This window comes from Paenibacillus kribbensis (assembly GCF_001705305.1).
In the GTDB taxonomy this organism is placed as follows: Bacteria; Bacillota; Bacilli; order Paenibacillales; family Paenibacillaceae; genus Paenibacillus; species Paenibacillus kribbensis_B.
Genome location: NZ_MCBP01000002.1, coordinates 121,916 through 142,921 on the forward strand (window position 1 = coordinate 121,916; position 21,006 = coordinate 142,921).

Here is a 21,006-nt window from a genome sequence, read left to right on the forward strand (position 1 = left end):
AAAATATACTAATATAAGGAGTGTTTCAATTATGCTTCGGAAAACTATTCGTTTGCTATCCGTTTTGATACTCGCGGTTGGGTGGTTCTCATCTTCTTTTAATCAGGCACTTGCGGGTTCTTCTCAAGCTAAACCTATTCAGTTGCCAGCACAATTTCTGAATTCCATGTATAAGAATGGCTCAAACACACTTTTAAGCGACCTACATACAACGCCAACCCAATCCAAATCTCTTTCAATCTCCAAGGAGGAAATTTTAAAATATCCAAAGTTAAATGCATTACCAGAGACTTCGTCTAACAATAAAATTTCCGTCTCCGCAGTCACATATGATGTTTATAATACTACACCCGATGGTGCGATCTTTATTAAATCTGGCATTTCCACACAAGGTTATATTACTGCAGAGGGTGAAGGCCGCTGGTTTTTCACACGTGTTGAAACTCCCAATAAACTGACTGTCTTTCTGAATCCAGGGGCATCCACAACCAATGATTACGATCTTCATCTATACAAGCTTGATGAAAGCACAGGAACGCTAAACAAAGTTTCCTATTCCACAAAGGGGGCTGGTCAATATGAACAGGTCAGCTATGTAGCAGGGAGCGGCTATTATTTCATACTTGTCCAATCATATAAGGGATTTGATGTCACCCAGCCATTTTCCGTTCATACTATTCAATCCGACAGCTATGACAGCAGTGAACCAGATGACAATCCTTGGTTTGCTAAAAACCGCGGATCAGCTACCTTTAGCAGCAGCCAAACGATCGACAATATCCTGGATGAGGATTGGAGCAAAATCAAGCTTCCTTCTGATACTAATGTCCGTCTCAACCTCAACAATACGTCAGCTTACGGCGAATACCGACTGGACCTATATGACGCTAATTTGAACAGTCTCGGATATCTGAACCAGAACACAACTGCACAAATAAAATTATCCGCAGGTGAATATTATATTCGTGTTATTGCGCCATCCAAATTCGATCTCACCACTCCATATACTTTGACAGTGAGTTACCAAAATGCTGATGTTGCACGGGTGGTAACTTCCAACATTACAACAGACGGTGGAGTATACGGTTTTATCAACTATGGCTATGGACAAAAATGGAGAATAAAAAATAATATCACCATTAGCGGCAGAGCGTTTGATGCCCAAGGTACTCCTGTTGCAAATGCTATTGTTACCACGAGAATTATTGTGACAATAAACAATAAGGTATTCACGGCAAGCGGAACAACCAATGAGCAAGGATACTTTACGATTCCTGTAAATGGTTTAACCTCGGCTGCAGGTAGGTACTCTTTCTACAACAGTGTCAGCACACATTATTTCGATATTATCCCAATCGACTTTTACAGTGGCGGTAAACTACTAAACTCCGATATCAACAGTCTCTATCATTTCGCTTACCAAATAAGATAGTATAATACAAAGCGAAGGTTATTAAATCCTTTTCAGTTTAAACAGCATGATAAATAAAACAAAAAAGCTGGCCCCCGATGGGGTCAGCTTTTTTATCAAATCTAACAGAGGCCTACTCGATGCCGCTACTTTCTCTTCCCATTTCCAATATTGCGTTTTGGAGAGTTTTAAGATCCATTGCTGCGCTTTGGTTATTATCCTGAATTGCGTCGAAAATCTCTTTACGATAAATATCTATATCCTTGGGGGCAGATATTCCAATCTTAACGTTATCTCCTTCAACGGAAAGCACGGTTAAAACAATATTATTCTGAATTACGACAGACTCGCCTTTCTTGCGGGACAAAACCAGCATCAGGCTTCACCGCCTTGCTCTTCCAATTTCAAATCTGGCCATAATGCATGTTTGGTCGTATACTCTGAACTTTGCAGAACGATCTGCTTACCTTTTAAATTTTCAGTATTAAAAATGATAGGTGCAATTAAGTTGACCGTTATTTTGTCTCTATTACTGTGCCAGGTTACAATACAACGTACTGCCACCTGCTTTTGCTCTGTTACATCAATATCTGCAAGAGCATCATTAGACAACTCAAACTCGTAATCATGTACAAAGTCAAAAGGGTTGATTGTTATAAAGGAGACCCCTGTCTCTTCTACAGCACTAAAAATACTAAAGAACTCGTTATGTTCCTGTAGCTTAAATTCACGTAAATACTCGAAACCGGGTAATCCTTTAGGGAAAATAAAAATGGACTCTGTTTTATATTGTCCCTTTTCATCTACTTCATGTTTTTGGTTCATACCTCATCCTCCTAAGATAGTAACAAAAAAGCTACGGACTTTCGTCCATAGCTTCAAAATGTCAAAGAAAGCAAAATGTCATCTCATAAAATCCATAAGAGATGGCTGCATGATCTGAGCCGATGATTTCAAAGCAGCTTCATATATGGTCTGGGCAGAGGTCGCCTGAATCATCAGGCTTGCAATATCCGCATCCTCAGTCTTAGACTGCAAATTTGTTAAATTCAAATTACGATCACCCAGACGCGCTTGCACAAGCTCCACACGATTCGTGCGCGCTCCAACTTCGGATAGGCCGGACTGCATTGTGGTATAACGCGATTCAATATCTGTGAGTTGATTCGCTACTGTCGTTTGGTTTCCACTTGCTAAAGCTGCACTCAAATTATCCATAATTTTAAAAACGTTATCTGCATCCGTTGACGCTCCAAAAAACTCACTTCCAGAAGTATTCACCTGAAATGTGGATTGATCTCCAATTGCAAAATTTACAGCACCTTGATCTGTATCAATTTGGTCATAGCTAGTAATTGTACCAGTAAGCTCGTATGGCGCCTGGTCATACTTTTGACCATTAAAAATGTATTTACCACGAATCTGGCTATTCCCAATATTGGTCATTTGCTCTTTGAGCTGATCCACCTCTAACTTAATCGCATCCAATCCGGATTGAGGAACAGTACCAGTTGAGGCTTGAACTGTTAGCTCTTTTAGTCGTTTCATCACATCTCCAGCCTGCTGCATAGTGGAATCCGTAAAATCCAACCAGCTTACGGCTGCATCTGCATTGCTGGAATACTGCTCATTGGAGGCCAGCTCAGATCTGTAACGAAGAGCATAAGTCACACCCACAGGATCATCTGAAGGTTTATTGAGCTTACGTCCGGTTGTAATCTGATTCTCCATTTTATTCATATTGCTATAGTTACGATTCAGGTTACTGAGCGTTTGCATGCTCATCATCCCCGAGGTTACTCGGATCGCCATACGCTACCTCCTACTAATTTGAATTAGAGTCCTACACGGCCTGTGCTATTAATCAGCTTGTCCAGCAATTGATCGAATGTCGTCATAAAACGTGAAGCCGCACTATAAGCATGTTGGAACTTAATCAGATTGGACATCTCCTCATCCAAAGATACCCCGCTAACAGACTGTCTGCTCAAATCTACTTGCTCTGTCAGTAGTTGTGCGTTCTTCGATTGACGTTCTGCCTCCTGAGTCTGAACCCCAAGCTGCCCGGCAATAGAGCTAAAATAATCATCCACTGACGTTGGACTAGATAAAGCTGCCCCGAAATCAAATTTTACATTTTTCAAGTTAGCCATTGCCATAGCTAAAGCGTTATTCCCGAGTATCACCTTCTCATCTGTCGTTCCCGTACCCTCTACCCGCAGAGAAGTTGCAATTTTATTAGGGTCACTTTGTATGTCGGGGTTTAGCGTAATATTACCCGCTGTAATCGCAGCTCCATCTTTAGAGGTAAAAAAAGCATCCCCTTTAGTAGGAGTTGTCCCACTAATTGTATAACCCAACTGGTGAAGTCCATTGATACCTTGAACAGTAACTTTCAAATCGCTCGTTAAAGTCCGGTTATTATTAGCATTAGAGTAAGTAACCGCTGTATTATTCGGCCCTGTATTCAATACCGTTCCTTCAGGAAGCACAGTTCCTTTAGGAAGGGTAACCTCAATATTCCCATTAGCTAGTGTGTTCGCCAATTGGTTCATCTGGTTTTTGTAATCCGCAACATATCTGTCACGTGATAATACCATTCCGTAAACTTCACCGCCAGTCAAGGTGCCACCTGTAAAAGCAGCCTGAAGACCGTCTGCGGTTAATGGTGTAACTACAGTACCAGCTACAGCTATTTGCCCAGCTACTGTTACTTGATACCCATCATCCAGTTGAGTAACCTGTACATTAGCCAATTTGGACAACTTATCGATCGCATAATCTCGCTGATCTCTCAAGTCATTTGGATTATCTCCCAACGACTCCAACTTGGTGATGTTACCGTTTAAATCTGCTACAGATTGCAAAAGAGCATTCATTTCTGTTGTTTTTAATGTAATATTATTGGTTAAATCAGAATCTAACGCATCAAGCTGTTTGCTTGTCTGATTCAATGCATCCGTCAATGCCAGCGTCGTTTCTTTTACGATTTTACGGTTAGTTACATCCTGGGGATCTTGACTTAAATCCGACCAAGCATTCCAGAAATTATCCATAACCTTGCGCATTCCTGTGTCAGAGGGCTCGTTCATAATTGCTTCGAGCTTATTCAAAGTATCGTAGCGGATATCCCATCCACCTAAAGAGGAGTTTTCATTGCGATACTGGTCGTCCAAAAATGTCTGACGAACACGCTCAATAGCAGTGAATTCAACACCTGTACCCATTTGCCCTCTTACAACGGAACGATTCAAACCATAAGCTTCCATAGAGTCGGTGGCTTTCATACTGACCACTTGTCTGGAATAACCAGCTGTGTTGGCATTTGAGATATTGTGTCCGGTTGTATTGAGTGCTGCGGTTTGTGTGTTCAAGCTTCTTTTTGCTGTTTCTATAGCATGAAATGTTGAGACCATACTTTCCTCCTTCAATTAGGCCCGAGTGTCGAATAACCCTGAGCGGATAGTAGAATTTTTTTCATCTGGTCGGTGATACGTTGTTTCAGATTCCTCATAATAAGACATCGTCTCTATGGAAAAATCAATGTAAGAGAGCGCCTGTTCTATAAGCTGACGATTCAACTCATTAAGTTGCTTAAGTTCGTTCAACGTCTCCGAAAGCCGTGCTTGAATGCTTAACAATTTCTGCTTGTCTTGAAGGTCAAAAACAAGACGGGATAACTCTGTAATGGTTAAGTTCAACTTAGATTTAATTCCGCGTTCCTGCAAAAACTCATATGCAGAGGAAATACGTTGTTCTTCAAGTTGATCAATAAGTTTGGATATCTTCGATTCCTGATTCATGACTAAAATGAGCTGATCTACCTTATTAGATATCAGTGCTGCTTTTTTTTGAGTTCCTAATGCAATCAACTGCTCGTGAGCCTCTCTCAACTGCTCCAGCACATCAATCAGGCGCTCTAAAGGCATATTTTACTTCACCTAGCTTTCGGAAGACTGCTTGAAGTAAGGCAACAGCTTCTCTGCAATTTTGTCTGCATCCACACGATATGTTCCAGAAGCCACTTGCTGCTTAAGATCCTGAATCTTTTTAACTCGATCTGTATCGCTGCTGCGGTTCAGCATTTCCATTGCTTCCGGGGAGATGGAAACCTCATCCTTGCGACGAGATTTCTTTTGCTCCTCTTGGCGCCCTGTTTCAATATTTCGCTGGTATGGATTAATCGCTCCGATGCGGTTGGTCTCGTTAATTTTCATAACTTCCACCTTCCTTAGTTATTTGATATGGTCAGAATGTATCAGACGACATAGCGTCGAACATGGTTCGTATTATGCCTTACTTCTTTATTTTGTGCGTGATTGCTAAAAATAAAAAAACCGATAAGCTCTATAAAGATTATCGGCGGTATTTGAAACTTTTTGAATAGCTAAATACGTTTTTAATTCCCCTGTACTACTTTCCACGAAGTTTATCCATTGCACTGTAGGTACCTTTGCCCATATTGTTACTTTGCTCCTGATTACTGCTTTCACGTGCGGCCTGATGCAGGTCTTTGGTCAGTCTTGTTCGACAAGAATCGCACATGTGTCCTTCACGAATCGGTATTCCGCACACCTCGCAAGGATACGTCATATTGGGTGCATTAGCAATGGAAATACGTCCCTCACGTATAAATGTCGTGATTTGCTTAACGGATACTCCAGTAGCCTCCGAAAGCTCATGCATATGAATCCCTTTATTTTCACGTATATGTTTGACGCAGCTCTCATATTCAAGCTCAATTTCTTTAATACAATTCTGACAGATTCCTCTGACATTTATAATAAATAGCTTTCCACAGCGGGGACAGTTATCCAAATTCATCCTCTGCAGCGCCCCTTTCCAATTTCCGGTCTCTTATTACTTTTATCCTTACATTACCTTATACTGAAGAGCCTCGTCTAGCGGATATTTCAAAAAAGATTCTCAGATTTTACACAACTACACATTTTGTACGTTATCATAATTAAAATATAGATGATAATACTTCATCAGCAAAATTTTCTCCACATCTATATGTATCATTATTCAAATGACATACAACCAAGGAAGCCAACGAATCTTTACATCTCAACCTATGGCATGTATCTATTTATCGTCAAACAAGGCGACTTATTTAAGATGAAAAAATAAAATAAGCGCCATTCCAGTAATTTTCGGGAATAGCGCTTCATTATAATTAAAATAGCTATATATGAATATGATCAAACATAGAAATGCAGGTCAAACTGAGGGGAAAACCGGGCGAAACAATCCTCAGAAGAATTCATGTTCACCTGTGCCCCGAATACTATCAAGCAAATGCTGTAAATCCGGGGGATCGGCGCCCATACGAATGCTCCGCACATGGAGTGTGGGGATTCATAAATCTTATGCAACTATCCTCATCTCAATTCATAAACTATCTGAAATCAAGATAGGTGCATTATTGAAAATTTGCAGCCCAAAAAAAACAAACAATTATTCAAAAAAGCATTGTTTTAATAGAGGCCTTCCCGTATACTATAGTCAAACACTTGGTTTAATAAACACATATTATTATGCATTCATAATAATAATTATTTATTTGTGTTTGTTTGTGGCACTTGCAGTTCTTGACCCACTTTAATCAGGTTGTTGATTTTAACCAGTTCTTCGACAGTTACGCCGTATTTTTCTGCAATAGAAGCCAGTGTATCGCCGTCTTGAACATTTACTGTGATTGTGTTTACAGTAGCTGGTGTTTCAGTTGTAGTAGTTGCTGGTTTTGTAGTTGTTGTTTGGTTGTTCTCAGTAGCTGGTTGAGCTGGTGTTGTAGCTGCTGCTTCTTCAGTAGCTTTAATTCCAAAAACTTTTGCTTCGAATGCTTTTTGTGCTGCTTCTTGTTGTTGAATGATCAATTGTTCTTCAGCTACATCTTTATCACGATCTTGTCCTGATGCTGCCATTACTTGACCTGTTGCGAGTGGACTCAACAAAGATACTGCACCTAAGCTAACTGCCAGCATACTAGATACTGCTACTTTTTTCATTACGTTTTTCATGATTTTTTCTCTCCTCTTTTTAGCTTTAAATTTTAATTAACTGCTTTACTACTGAGCGAGACACTCCCAATGTCCGCTCTGTTTGTCGTTAGCCAATTCATTACCAATTCATGTTAGCTATCAACAGATAGAAATTTTACTCCTCTTTTCCAAAAAAATCAACCTCTAAATTGAAATATTCTTAATTCATCCCTCACTTCCTTACTTTTTGTTTGTCTCTATATTTTTATTATATATCTCTTTCTAGCTCGTTGTCAAATTCTGCTGATTGCGCAGTGTAAAAGGACTCTACTCAATCTTTATTTCATAGTTTCAAATAGGCCTCCCATAACAAATACAGAAAATTTAGACTTATGATCTTGCTAAAGTCAGGCAAAAAATAGCCAAATGCACCCCTTGCTCTGCTGCCTTTTCACCTAAAACACGCGCACACGCCTGCAAGGTGCTACCTGTTGTATAAATATCGTCTACGAGCAAAACAGTAACATACTGCATCCTCGCTGATGTATATCGAGAATCTGCTTTTAAAATAAGAGGCTTCAACAACTTTGGCATATCAGGGACAACAGCAAAGGCATTATCCATGGTGCTTATGCGTTCCTTTTTGGTTTTAAAGCTCTGTTTGCCTGTATCTTGTGGACGAGCAAGTAAAGATACGAAAGGGATCTTATTCCGCCTGGCAATCTCTTCTGCCAAAACTTGAGCCTGATTGAAGCCTCGTTCTGCCAGTCTTGTCTCACTTACCGGAACACAGGTCACAACGTCTACGTTCCACAAAGATCGTTTGGGAATAGAATGGCCATGGTCTGTAAACTCATGTCTCATCGCCCGATAGGCTCGGTTCATTATCTCGCCCAACGCAGAAGCATACTTTTCATTCCCACGATATTTGAACTGTCCAATCCATTCTCTCATCATCGGCGTATAGCTGATTGCACTTCGATTACACACATAGTAGCCTGCTGATCGGACAGGCCTTACACAATCCGGACAAAATGTCGGACGCCCGCAATGAACGCACCGAATTTTGTAAATCCAAGGAATTTGAGCAGAACAAGAAGTACAAATCCCGGAGTACTCGGAAAAATGCCCTGTGAGAGTGCCACAAGAGATACATGTTTGGGACTGACGATGAAGTAGCCAATTCATAAAAAGACGGGTTTTGGAAATCATACCCATACCAGAATACACCTTTCTTGGTAGTTTACGTACCGACATGGCTTCAGGTTTCATATTTCTAAAAAAACTTTTTTTATTTACTGCATTTAATGCTTTTTCTCCTTCAGATAGCCTTTTTTTCGTGCTAGTGTATTCATGCGTTGAATCTGTCTGATTGCTCTCTTTTGACCACGAGTCCATTGGGAAGATGTAAAAATAACGCCACCACACGGGTCATCCTTGGATCTTCCCGCGCGACCCGCCATTTGGACGAGAGATGCCTCATCAAAAAGGCTGCTATCCGCGTCCAGTATGTACACATCGCTTCGTGGAACAGTCACGCCCCGCTCTAAAATAGTGGTTGTAACCAGTACACGTATTTCAGTAGCTCGGAATAAACGTACTTTAGCGGTTCGCTCTTCATCCTGTGATGAGGTACCCGCAATAGGAACATCAGGTAAGTGTTTAATCAGCAGCTCTACAAGACCCTGAATATGTGAAATTCGTGTCACAAACAAAAAGACCTGCGCTCCACGTTGTATAGATACACGCAGGTGTTGGATCAAGGACGCAGGAAGCTGAGCTTTTTGCAGCCACTGCTTCACTGGAGCAGTCCCTAAGCGATATGGAACAGGTAATGGATAGCGATGAAAACGAACGGGAACCTTGGCGTGTGGCAGCCAGCCGCGTGCAGCCTCTTTCTGCAGGGCATGCGGTGGCGTAGCAGACAAATAGATAAACTTGCCCTCTGGCTTACATACAGCTTGTGCAGCAAAAGCGAGCATAGGATCATTGTGATAAGGAAACGCGTCAATCTCATCAATCACTACCAGATCAAAGGCATGACGATAACGCAATAGCTGGTGTGTCGTTGCCAGTGTCAGCTGTCCTCTTTGCCAACGTTCTGCGCTTCCGCCATAGAGCGTTACCATGCTAGCCTGGGGAAAAGCAACTGCCAAACGAGGTGCCAACTCCAGCACCACATCCCGGCGCGGTGTTGTTACAAGCGCTGTCCCTCCGCGCTCCAACACATGCTGCAGGAGCGGAAACATCATCTCCGTCTTGCCTGCGCCAGTCACGGCCCAGAGCAGAAAACGTTCTGCCGCGAAATCGTTGACTTGCCGATCAGCGATACGCCCCGCACGCTGCTCGCTGCCGGCAAGGGTACTGCCATGCGTAGCGGCAGCGCCTGAGCCCCGGCGCGTAACCATGCCGCGCCGGAACAATTCGCACACCCGCAGCCAGTGGCCTTCCGGGTGGGAGCGTCTCCGCACCTCCACGGGTGGTGCGGCCAAAAAGCGCAGTGCCGCTTCGGCGGCGGCACGTTGCGCAGGGCTCAGCCCCCAGCGGTCGAGTTCCACCGCCGGGGCTGCTGCCGTGCGCGGCACGGCGGGTTTCGCTGCACCGCGCAGCAGCAGCGAGCATTCACGGCTGCGCCCAAGTGCGAGACAAGTCTCGCAGTAGGCGCACGCCTTGCGTCCGCACGATGCGCAGCTCGTGCGGTACACCATCCCGCTGCCACAACGGTTGCAGCGGAGTTCATATGCACGCGCGGCAGACCAGCGCGCACGTGGTGCGGGGGCGAGGCCAGCAGCAAAGCTGAGCCGGCCTTGCAGATATGCTAGTTGCGCAGCTGAGCGCCAAGCATGCTCCAAACCTGGCGCTGCCTCCGCCAACAGCGCTTCGGCTTCCGGTACGAGCAACTGGCGTCCTGTCAGCAATTCAACCAACTCATCTGCTTGGCGTGCCACACACTGCATATCCAGTTCTTCAATTTCACTGCAGAGATTCTTTTTTTGAATAAAACATAATGCTCCTTGTATTTCTCGTCTTTCTCCCTCATTTTCTGCACCAGAAATCCAGCCTTGTACACGATCCCAAATGCATAAATGGTCTGTTTCTCCAGCTAAAATTCGTTGTCCGCCAAAAGGTTCCAGAGACAGCTCATTCTTTAGGTTGGAAAGAATATATCCCCACCACTGCTTATTCCCCCATCGCTTCATATCCACTAGTTCCTTGAATATTTCACACAGCTTTGTTCCCCAAGGCAATGGAAGCCCTTCTCCTAATAACACCCACCTATCGACAATATTCTTCTGTCCCTCATTTCGATGCATCCACCATGTCATATCCACTCGAATATCCACAGACAATCGTAAATTCCAATGCCCCATATACCTAACCGCATACACAGCAATTTTCATCGTATTTCCCTCCCGCCTATCACGATCATTTTTTCTGCTTCTTATCACACCAGATAAAAACAAAAAAGCACACTCCTATGGCTTATAGCCTGAAGTGTGCTTCACATCAATCGAACCTCAACAAGATCCGTACCATCTTGCATATGCAATTGCTTATACATATTTATATCCGATTTTGAGCCTTGTGTCCACAATTCCCTGTCATTAAGGAACAAGCGGGGTGTCTGCCAACGGGTTGGCTGTTCTAAGATCAATAACAACCTGCTTTTCACCGCCTGACTTCGGTAAAACCGGGTCCCCCGGTGAGAAACGACATGAAATAACTGAAATTTCCATATGGCTATAACGCACCATCCGTGTCAGAATCGGCAGTGTTTCGTCCATGGACTCATCATCCAGTACCGTCACATGCAGCGGCCTCCGGTGTAGCCAAGCAAGTATGCTTAACGAACGCATCACCCATTCCACGCGATCACCGTCATTGGACGTAATCACAATATAGCGGGTCGCACGATGCTCCGGAGATAATGAGTGCGCATCTTCACCATTGCGATAAGCCTGAACCGCCTGTCGTATATACATGAGATGCACGACCGCGGCTCCTAGACCGTATATAAGCAATATCCAAACCAAGTGAGCCGTCACGAAGGTTCCACCTCCTCCTATAGCGACAATATATGCCGTATAACAGGAAGAGGTGTCACGGTTATGTACTGGGTTGCAAAGACTACACTTTACAGCGTAACCCATCCGTATTTGATCGAGTTAATAACCGCTTGTGTTCGGTCGTCAACCTCCATTTTTTGCAGAATGCTGCTGACATGGTTTTTGACCGTTTTTTCGCTAATGAATAAATATTCACCGATCATTTTGTTGCTCTTGCCTTCAGCCATCAAACGCAGCACTTCAGCCTCACGGCGGGTCAACGGATTATTTTCGCCTGCGACAAACTTCACGCCTGCTTCCTTGGTATGACCCTCAGCCATAGCCCCGGTTTCATTCAGGTAGGTCATCCGGCGGAGCTGCTGAATAAGTTTACCCGTTACCTTCGGATGAATAAACGCATATCCTTCATGAACCGAGCGAATTGCGTTAATAAGGGACTCGGCCTCCATATCTTTTAACAGATATCCGTTGGCCCCCTTGCGCAACGTTTCGAATACGTAGCTTTCATCATCATGAATGGATAAGATGATCACTTTGACATCCGGGAACATCTCGCGCAGCTTTTCGGTTGCCTCTACACCATTTTCAATTGGCATATTAATGTCCATCAGAACAATATCCGGTTTCTCTACGTTACAAAATTCCAGCACTTGGATGCCGTCGCCACATTCCCCGATGACCTCAATGTCATCCTCCATATTCAAAATACGTTTAAGTCCTTCACGGAACAACTGATGATCGTCCGCCAAGAGAACTTTAATGGGTGCATTACTGACTTCTTGATTTTCCATGTTGTTACTCCTTTCCCTTTTCCACGTTGGTTGGGATATGAATCACTATCTTGGTGCCCTGATTCTCAGCTGATTCGATCTCCATTCTCCCCTCGAGCAGTTCAACCCTTTCCCGCATACCAATCAGACCAAAATGCCCATGATCTTTGCTTTTTTGCTGGAAGAGCTCTGGCTTGAAGCCCAGACCATTATCCTGTACCACGATTTTTACAAGCTGCGCCTGATAGGTAATCTCAACAAGCACATAGGTAGGATAAGCATGCTTGGCAGCGTTGGTCAAAGCTTCCTGAATCAGACGGTAAATGGCTGCTTCCATCGCGGAAGAGAGACGGTGTTCCTTGCCCCTTGTTTCAAAAAGAGCTCTAATCTTCGTTTTTTCTTCAAAATCTTGCACATATTTTCGGAGCGTCGGAATAAGCCCCAGGTCATCCAGGGCCATAGGACGCAGATTGAAAATGACCTTGCGCATTTCCTCAAGACTGGAGCGGACTTGTTTCTTCAAGTCTACTATTTCGTCCTGAACCATCTTAAATTCCTGCTTGGCGATCATTCTTTCCACAATTTCCGTCCTAAGCACTAGATGTGCAAGGAGTTGCGCAGGTCCATCGTGAATTTCACGAGATATGCGCTTACGCTCCTCTTCCTGAGCCAAAATAATTTTGAGACCAATAAACTGTCGATTTTTAGCCGATTCGATGATCCGCGTCACTTGTCCCAGCTCACCTGACAAATATTCCAGCACGACACCCATCTGTGAGCCAATGGTTTCGGCGCGCTCGACAGAAGCCTCGACACTTTGGGCTCGCTTTTGCAGATCATCTCTTCTGGCTTTAAGATACATTTCCTTCTCGCGAAAAATCATCACATCGAGTTGAAGCTGTGTCGCCTTCTCATAAGCCTGCTTGATATCTTCTTCTGAATAGCGGACAAAGTCACGGCTGACCTCAGTCAGCCGAATGCGGGACCGCCGATAATTCATTTCCAGCTGGTCCACCTTTTCAATCGTTTCCGCCGTTTCCTTCAGGACACTTTGAAGCTCCTGATTTAACGTGACCAGCTCGGTCCGGGCCGTGTCCAATATTTCGAACATCTGATATTTGCTGTTCTCCATCACCTGGATGGCATTTTTAATGACTCGGTCTATGATATCGGCTTGAAAGTCCACAAATGTTCTACTCCAATCCTAGCATTTCAAGTATATATCATACCATATCATGACTGGAGGGTGATGGTCTTCGTTTCTTGTTCCCATTTTACAGTCATCCCTAACTGCTCAGACACGAGTCTTAATGGGACTAAAGTCCTACCGCCTAATACTATAGGTGCTACATCAGTGCTCTGACGCTTTCCGTTTAGAACAACTTCTTTTTTCCCCACGGTCAAATCCATCAGTACACCGCCACGCATAATCGTGATCCGCTGATCGCCTGCATTCCACTTGGCCTGCCCACCAAAAGCATCAAGCACATACTTGATCGGCACATATGTTGACCCATTGCGTGTCATCGGAGCCGCATCAATCGCGGTCGCTGTTCCGTTCACGCTCATTGACTTTTGCCCAATCGTCATCTGAGCTGTTCCTTTTTTGAGTCCTTCGGTGCCAACCGTTCCCGGTGTATTAAAAGAAATATTATCAAAAGCAACATTGCCCGTTTTAGCGCGCTCATCCTGACCCTCGGCTACATTGACTACATAAAGACGCTTGAGCTTCGCCGGATACGAAATATTCAAACCGCTCATATCTGCGTTTATCGTTTTCCAGCCGTTCCAGTCAATCACTTTGGCCAGATCAATATATGCCGTTTTGCCTTGAGCATCCTCCAATTCCGCCCGCAGCCAGTTCAGACTCTTATCTCCTCTCACATCAACGGAAATGGATGTAGCCGCTTGTTCCAGCGTTTTTCCGGTTGTACCGTTCAGTTGAGCATAAGCATACATTTTGCCACTGCCATCCGTCATGTCGTAGTTCAGCTCCAGCACCTTAGAGTTGGCATGATCCCCATCTCCTTGCACAACGGCAGCTGTCCCGGTAACACCAGCTACATTCGAAGTAAAATCAATCGGATACGAAACATTTTCGAAATTCTCCCAGTTGCTTGTACTCTCCCCGCCTGCAGACAGGAAGACAACTGCACTGAAACCATCATAGCGACCGATGGCATAGCCCGTTTTCACACCCGAGTCCACCGAGTTGACCGTAAGCTCGCTGTCCTTAACACTTCCCTTAAAGCCGATGAATTCCCACTTGAGGGCATCTGACGTAATGCTGACGCTCTGGCCATCTTTCGTCTTTGCCGTTACAGGTACTGCAATTTTAGCTCCAGCGGCAAGTGAGCCTGTTCCACTTCCTGCGGTCAGTGATGAAATTTCATCTGCTCCAAGCACCGTAACCTTGGTTGTAGCGCTTGCTGAACCACTGGATGCTGTTAGCGTAGCAGTTCCCGGCTTGGCTCCCTTGACAATGCCGCCGCTCACTGACACAACAGCCGGGTTGCTGGATTTCCACGTTACTTGCACCTTCGAAGTATCGAATGGATTGTAGTAGTTGTCATATCCTTTGAAGGAATAGCTTCCGGTCTGACCGATCAGCAATGTTTTATTGCCTTTAATCGTGAAGCCTTTAAGCGTTCCTTTAGGAGCAGTGGTATATACACCCACTCCATTCACGACGCTGCGCTGCTCTGTACCGTATTCCGTATTAAAAGTAAGCCCTGCAGTCGTATCTCCCAAATCACGAGTTACCATGGTAGTAGAGCCGCCCCCGTCAAGGTTCATCCCCTTCCAGACGCCAATATCTTGCATCAGCGTTTGCAGCTCGCTCAGAGAGACACCAACGCTGTTCCCGTTCTTCTCAACGGCAATGACATAAGCATAACGCTTGTCACGGGAATATCCCAAAGCTGTACGCGCACGGGTCCCGCCTATGCTTGTTGTGCTTCGGGAAAACGAGGTTTTCTGACCGTCATTTACTAATATGGTATGTCCACCAATCATCATTTGAAGGTTGGAAGGATCTACTTCACTCCCTGTCGATTTCACACGAAGGTGATAGCTCGTTTCTACTGTCTGTCCCACTGTCAGATGCTCTTTGGCATATTCAGCCGCCTTACCATGAGTACGCAAAATATAGCCATCCTGTGGGACTGTCATATTCAATCCAGCGTTGCTGGAGACTTGCGTAACCACACCGTTTTGTACCAATACCTCGGTAGGCGTTGTCGAGCTGTTTTTTGGACGTTCCACTGCCTTCCAAGCAGATGTATAAATATACATAGCATTGGAGTGGCTGTAGCTGCTTCCACTCGTTTCAGGCGTATATGAAGCCTTGTTCATCCCTGCCAAAGAAAAGGATGACCCATCCCCGGCCTGTACTGTACCTTCAAAAGTAAACTGCTCTACCATCGGAGAACCGTCCTTGGTTACGGCAAAAGCATACATGCCTGTTAAATCAGACGGAGTAGACATTAACACACCCTTGGATACTTGTCCGCCAATCGGTGCTCCCTCGCTGGAGGTATTAAAATAATCTCCGTTTACGCCAGCAACCGCACCGGTTTCTTTTGCCATGCCACCAGTACTCTGACGGGTTGTGAACTGTCCGTTCTTCCCAGTCATGACATCCAGCTTGACGTATGGATTTTGCAAGTCCACCCGAATAATATCAGCCAGTGCCGTTCCTTTTGAACCTTTAAAACGATATTTCATCAAAGTTGCACCAGAAGTAAGGATTTCTTCGCCCAGCTTTACAGTTGAACCGGAGGCTGCATTTGCGATTGGCACAGACATCCAGCCATTTAACGGGATTAGAGCCCCTGTACCAGCAACCGGCCCTACCCACAATACTCCTGCCAGTGTCAGAACGGCCCATTTCTTAGCTATTCTTCTACCTTCCACTTTCTCATTGCCCTGTTTCCTATTACTTAAAAACATTTGGATAATAGCTCCCATCTTCATTGTATTCAAACGGAATGCTCCGTACGTGTACTCTACAATAAACAAAAAAAGTCTTCTTATATTAATAGACTTATTATAAAGGCAAAAGTTACGAAAATCCCGTCAACTTATTCACAAAATCGAAAACAGCGAATTGACGAACACAATATGGGCGCAATATAATACAAATGAACTAATAAGTTCAAAACATACTAATCAGTTCAGGTCTATTTTCATATGGCCTATCGGGAGGTTTGAAATCATGAATAAACAACGGTTACTTACCGTACTTTCTTTATCCCTGAGCATAGCGGTCGCTGGATGTTCCAGTGCGGAGAAAGATGCCGCTTTAGGCTCATCTGCACAGCCAACCGTTGTGCGTACTGCAGTTGTCAAATCCTCTCCGCTCCATACTGCCTATAACTTATCAGGCACTCTTCAGGCTTATGAGGAAAACACACTGGCTTTTCAAAATGGAGGTACCGTAGCCAGTGCATATCTCACTATCGGTACTGCTGTACAGAAGGGGGCCGTTATTGCTCGTTTGGATGATGCTGACTACAAGCTTCAGGTGGCACAAGCGACTGCCTCCATCCTGGAAGCGCAGGCTGGTATTGATAACGCGCAGGCTAACTTACAGGCTGCCGCCTCTGCGATTCAATCTGCCGATGCAGGTATTACAGGAGCTCGCGCGAATGTCAACAAGGTCAATAAAGGGGCACGCGCTCAAGAGAAGCAGCAGGCGCAAGCTACTGTAGATAAGGCACAAAGTGCTTATAATAAAGCCAAAACAGATAGCGAGCGTACACAGAAGCTGTTTGAAGCAGGTGCTGCTACCGCATCAGATAATGAGAACGCTCGCCTGAATGCTACCGCAGCCCTGAAAGATCTGGAGCAAGCCAGGGAATCCCTATCCCTTTTGCTGGAAGGGGCCACAGTCGAAGATCATCAATCCGCCCAGGCTAACTTTCAGGATGCGCTTGCAGGTAAAAGCAAAGCTCTTGCTGCCAGTGAGCAGGCTGCGGCTTCCCAAAAACAAGCCCATGCCAACTACGAAAAAGCCCTTGTTGCCAAGGGGCAGGCAGAACTCGCACTTTCACGCACCCGTCTAATCGCTCCAGTGAACGGCGTTATTTTAGGCAAGAGTGTGAATGCAGGTGACTTGGTCGCTTCAGGCCAGGCCGTCTATCGGATAGGCTCTATTGACCGTCTCAAGGTACTACTGCCGGTACCGGACAGTGAAATCAAAGATTGGAAAAAGGGACAATCGGTGAATGTGATGCTATATGAAGAAAGCCGCCAAGGCACGGTTTCCAACATCTATCCTTCAACCAGTACCAATACGGGAATCGTTAACGTAGAGATCGTTATAAACAATCCACAGCGAGACTGGTTGCCTGGTCAAGTCATTAAAGCTGCTCGACAGGTGACAGACAAGAACGGCATTCTCGTTCCCGCTGAAGCGGTCATTAACACAGGAAGCGAGCCCTTTATTTTCAAAGATATTAAAGGAAAAGCTGTTAAAACACCCGTAGAGCTTGGCGATCAGGTTATAGAAAATCAATTGCAAATCGTATCCGGCCTTCGTGAAGGTGAACGCATTGTTATTAAAGGGGCAGAAAATCTGTTTGATGGAAATCCGATTAAAGCGGAGGAAGGCGGCCGCCCATGATTGAATATTTCGTAAAAAAGCGAAAAATTACGTTACTGTTTTTTGTTATGCTTGTTTTAGTCGGAGCTTTTGGATTTTTTCAATTGCCGAAACAGGAGATGCCAGATGTCACCATACAGAATGCTATGGTAACAACAATCTACGCTGGTGCTTCACCACAAAAAGTAGAACAAACCGTAACCAAAGAACTGGAAAAGCGCATTAAGGAAGTTGAAGGTGTTAAAACGATTAGTTCGACTTCCGGCAACGGATTCTCCTCTATTTTAATTGAATCCAAAAATGGAGTTGATCCTCAAACCGTCTGGGATAATATGCGTAAAAAAGTACAGGATGCGCAAGCTGATCTTCCCGAAGGTGCTGAAACACCTGTTGTGAATGACAAGCTGACCAGTTCGTTTATTGGTTCCTATGCCCTGGTCGCTGACTCTCCTGCACCGCTGTATAAACTAAATGATTTGATCACAACGTGGAAGGATCAGCTCAATACCTTATCAGGTGTATCAAGTGTCAAGTTCAATGGCCTTCCTGATCAGGAAGTACGTGTCCAAATCGACAATCAAAAGCTTCAGCAATACCATCTGTCGTGGGGACAGGTTGCACAAGCGATCCAGTCACAAATGGATCGGGTTCCTACCGGTGATATTGAATACAACGGGCGCACCTTTCAACTCATCGTCCGGGAAACCCAAAAAGCCGAAGAATTAAATCAGGCCATTCTGACACGTACAGAAGCAGGGGCTCCTGTTTATTTGCGAGATGTCGCTTCAACGGAGCTGTCACATCCCCATGCAGAATATTTTGCCTATGTAGGGGAGAAGCCAGCCATTACGCTAAGCATTGGAGCAGAAAAGGGCACAGACGTCCCGTCTATGAACGAAAAGGTCAATGCGAAGCTCAAAGAACTGGAGAAAACACTTCCCGAAGGCGTTCGTCTTGAGACTCTTTTTGCACAAAAGGATCAGGTAGATCATATCTTCGGTGATTTACAACGAGAGACGATTCTAGCAATTGCAGCTGTTATTCTCGTTTGTATGTTGGGCCTGAATTTGCTGACCTCAACGTTTGTCGCACTGGCGATTCCAATTTCGGTTGCGATTGCCATTATCTTTTTGCCTATGTTCGGTATTACACTGAATCAAATTTCCGTTGTCGGTCTGATCATTGTACTTGGTATACTCGTTGATGACGCCGTAGTGGTCAATGATAATATTGAGCGAAGACTTACGGAATTAGGAGAATCGCCCACAGATGCAGCTGTAAAGGGTACCAAAGAAGTGATGCTTTCGATTTTGATTGCAACACTGGCTACCATCTCGGCCTTTGCTCCACTGTTGTTTCTACCCGGAAATGTAGGTGCATTCATCAAGCCTATTCCGGCCATTGTTTCTCTGACCATGCTTGCCTCCATGGTTATGTCACTCACCATTATCCCAATTTTTCGAGAATGGTATGAGAAACGCAGACAGACTCGGCGACCTCAAGGTAAAACGAAGCCTGCAGGCTTGTTGGGCCGGCAGATTCAGTCTTTGAACAAGCTGTACTCACAAAAGCTGATGCCCAAAGTCATTAAGCGTCCCTTGCTGACTGCAATGGCAGGACTTATGCTTGGAACGGCCGCTTATGGATTGGTTCCTTTCACCTCAGTTGAACTCTTTCCAGAAGCAGAGGACCCTCATGTTGCATTAAATATAAAGATGCCTATAGGCACCTCCGTTACAGAAACAGATCAGGTTGTCAAAGACATTGCAGGCTGGATCAAGAAGCAGCCCGAAACCTCCAAGGTCGTCTACAGTGCCGGAGGAACTGCTCCGCAACTATTTAGTGACATTAGTAGTTCGGGTGGTGATATTAGATATGATGAGACTGTAGGACAAGTTGCTATCGTCGGTAAAAAAAATATTTTCGATCTCAATAAGACAGTCAATGCTTGGGAACAGCATGCTAAAAAATCCTATCCTGAAGCTACTGTGACGACGTATATTCCTCGTCTTGGAATCCCGGTGGGTAAGCCCATCTCTATTCGGATTTCAGGTCAGAACCTGAATCAGCTACAAACCCTTGCCCAAAAAGTAAAAGAGCAGATTGCCACAGTAGAGGGTACAAGCGGTGTCATGGATGATATAGGAATTGAAAGATATGCACTGGATTTGCAGGTCAACAAACAAGCCATGGATCAATACCTGGTAAGCTACACAGATCTGACTCGTACCCTGCTTTTATTAAAAGAAGGGGCTAAAGTTAGCCAATTTGATACAGGAAACGATCTGGTGGATATCAAATTGTATTTGAATCATGACAACGAGGAGCCCAGCACGCTTTTCCAACAATTAAGTGTAGTCAATTCAGCCGGTGCGCAGATTCCGTTAAACCAGCTCGTACAGATTAAGCCTTCATTTGCTATTCAGCAAATCAAGCATTACAATATGGAGCGGACGATTACGGTAGAAGCCGACTTGAACGGGCGAACTGCAAGCGATGCAATGGTGGATGTAGAAAGCAAACTGGCACAAATGAAGTTCCCTGAAGGCTATAAATGGGAGGTAGGCGGCGAAACATCCGATCAGTCCACCATATTCGGGGATTTAGGAAAGCTGGCAATCGTTGTAGTCCTGCTCATTTTACTCTTGATTACCATGCAGTTTTATTCGCTGTCCATCCCTATTATCATTATGACAACCGTATATCTGGCAGCAGCTGGCGGCATTATTGGTATTTTCTTAACTGGCATGCCTATCGGTTTTATGAGTATCATGGGGATTATTGCACTCTCAGGTATTGTTGTACGGAACGGTATTGTGTTAATTGAATTTATCGAGGATGCCCGACATGAAGGAATGGAGCTAAAAGAAGCTGTGATACAAGCAGCCGCTGCCCGCTTCAGACCCATTTTATTGACTTCTCTGGCGGCCATTGTAGGCATGATCCCGTTAGCTCTGTTGGGAAGTCTTCTCTTCAAGCCACTGGCCTTTACCGTCATTTTCGGTTTGCTATTTTCAACCTTGCTAACCTTGTTTGTCGTGCCGTCCTTATATATGATTATGGCCAAGTTCAAGATGCGCCGTCAGCTCCAAAAACAGCAACACACAGTTATGACACCCGACCGGCCTTTGTAGAATGAATGTATGGAGTAAAGCGGCGGGATGGCGGA

Annotated in this window: 17 protein-coding genes; 3 read left to right on the top strand and 14 right to left on the bottom strand. The window is 44.7% G+C overall.

The genetic code is table 11. The features are described 5' to 3' along the window. The first annotated feature begins 31 nt into the window (after positions 1–31). Positions 32–1,432 carry a carboxypeptidase-like regulatory domain-containing protein gene (locus BAZ21_RS03815; protein ID WP_068497245.1) on the top strand — a complete coding sequence of 467 codons (1,401 nt, stop codon included), beginning with the start codon at positions 32–34 and terminating at the stop codon, positions 1,430–1,432. Positions 1,433–1,544: 112 nt separating this feature from the next. Here the strand turns inward: BAZ21_RS03815 and csrA are convergent, their stop codons facing one another. The 14 genes from csrA to BAZ21_RS03885 form a co-directional block, all read right to left on the bottom strand. After that, positions 1,545–1,787 (bottom strand): carbon storage regulator CsrA, encoded by a 243-nt coding sequence (csrA, locus tag BAZ21_RS03820; RefSeq protein WP_068497247.1) that lies wholly within the window; start codon positions 1,785–1,787, stop codon positions 1,545–1,547. Beyond that, entirely contained in the window at positions 1,787–2,236 is a 450-nt protein-coding gene (gene fliW, locus BAZ21_RS03825) for a flagellar assembly protein FliW (RefSeq protein ID WP_068497248.1), read from the bottom strand. Before fliW ends, csrA begins: the two co-directional genes overlap by 1 nt. Before the next feature lie 78 nt (positions 2,237–2,314). Further along, a complete protein-coding gene (gene flgL / locus BAZ21_RS03830) occupies positions 2,315–3,223 on the bottom strand; it encodes a flagellar hook-associated protein FlgL (RefSeq protein ID WP_068497250.1) in 909 nt (302 codons plus the stop codon). A gap of 23 nt (positions 3,224–3,246) precedes the next feature. Further along, positions 3,247–4,827, bottom strand: coding sequence for a flagellar hook-associated protein FlgK (flgK, locus tag BAZ21_RS03835; protein WP_068497252.1), 1,581 nt, complete (start codon positions 4,825–4,827; stop codon positions 3,247–3,249). Positions 4,828–4,842: 15 nt separating this feature from the next. Next, positions 4,843–5,340 carry a flagellar protein FlgN gene (locus tag BAZ21_RS03840; protein ID WP_068497253.1) on the bottom strand — a complete coding sequence of 166 codons (498 nt, stop codon included), beginning with the start codon at positions 5,338–5,340 and terminating at the stop codon, positions 4,843–4,845. Positions 5,341–5,352: 12 nt separating this feature from the next. After that, on the bottom strand, positions 5,353–5,628 hold the full coding sequence (flgM, locus tag BAZ21_RS03845; protein ID WP_068497255.1) for a flagellar biosynthesis anti-sigma factor FlgM: 276 nt from the start codon (positions 5,626–5,628) through the stop codon (positions 5,353–5,355). A gap of 196 nt (positions 5,629–5,824) precedes the next feature. After that, positions 5,825–6,235, bottom strand: a complete 411-nt coding sequence (locus BAZ21_RS03850; RefSeq protein WP_068497256.1) for a TIGR03826 family flagellar region protein — start codon at positions 6,233–6,235, stop codon at positions 5,825–5,827. A 734-nt stretch (positions 6,236–6,969) separates the two neighbouring features. Further along, positions 6,970–7,434 (bottom strand): LysM peptidoglycan-binding domain-containing protein, encoded by a 465-nt coding sequence (locus BAZ21_RS03855; RefSeq protein WP_068497258.1) that lies wholly within the window; start codon positions 7,432–7,434, stop codon positions 6,970–6,972. 351 nt (positions 7,435–7,785) lie between these two features. Then, positions 7,786–8,349: a ComF family protein gene (locus BAZ21_RS03860; RefSeq protein WP_256019679.1), complete on the bottom strand. Its 564-nt coding sequence runs from the start codon at positions 8,347–8,349 to the stop codon at positions 7,786–7,788. A 350-nt stretch (positions 8,350–8,699) separates the two neighbouring features. Continuing rightward, positions 8,700–10,796, bottom strand: coding sequence for a helicase-related protein (locus BAZ21_RS03865; RefSeq protein ID WP_068497260.1), 2,097 nt, complete (start codon positions 10,794–10,796; stop codon positions 8,700–8,702). A 204-nt stretch (positions 10,797–11,000) separates the two neighbouring features. Further along, positions 11,001–11,441 (bottom strand): hypothetical protein, encoded by a 441-nt coding sequence (locus BAZ21_RS03870; RefSeq protein WP_068497262.1) that lies wholly within the window; start codon positions 11,439–11,441, stop codon positions 11,001–11,003. An 89-nt stretch (positions 11,442–11,530) separates the two neighbouring features. Further along, positions 11,531–12,253 carry a response regulator gene (locus tag BAZ21_RS03875; RefSeq protein ID WP_068497264.1) on the bottom strand — a complete coding sequence of 241 codons (723 nt, stop codon included), beginning with the start codon at positions 12,251–12,253 and terminating at the stop codon, positions 11,531–11,533. Between the two features lie 4 nt (positions 12,254–12,257). Beyond that, positions 12,258–13,418, bottom strand: coding sequence for a sensor histidine kinase (locus BAZ21_RS03880; protein ID WP_010349692.1), 1,161 nt, complete (start codon positions 13,416–13,418; stop codon positions 12,258–12,260). Between the two features lie 47 nt (positions 13,419–13,465). Next, positions 13,466–16,183 carry a stalk domain-containing protein gene (locus tag BAZ21_RS03885; protein WP_068498007.1) on the bottom strand — a complete coding sequence of 906 codons (2,718 nt, stop codon included), beginning with the start codon at positions 16,181–16,183 and terminating at the stop codon, positions 13,466–13,468. A gap of 265 nt (positions 16,184–16,448) precedes the next feature. Between BAZ21_RS03885 and BAZ21_RS03890 the strand changes: the two genes are divergently transcribed. After that, a complete protein-coding gene (locus tag BAZ21_RS03890) occupies positions 16,449–17,858 on the top strand; it encodes an efflux RND transporter periplasmic adaptor subunit (protein WP_068497266.1) in 1,410 nt (469 codons plus the stop codon). Next, positions 17,855–20,971: an efflux RND transporter permease subunit gene (locus BAZ21_RS03895; protein ID WP_068497268.1), complete on the top strand. Its 3,117-nt coding sequence runs from the start codon at positions 17,855–17,857 to the stop codon at positions 20,969–20,971. The genes BAZ21_RS03890 and BAZ21_RS03895 overlap by 4 nt, the downstream gene beginning before the upstream one ends. Positions 20,972–21,006 lie beyond the last annotated feature (35 nt).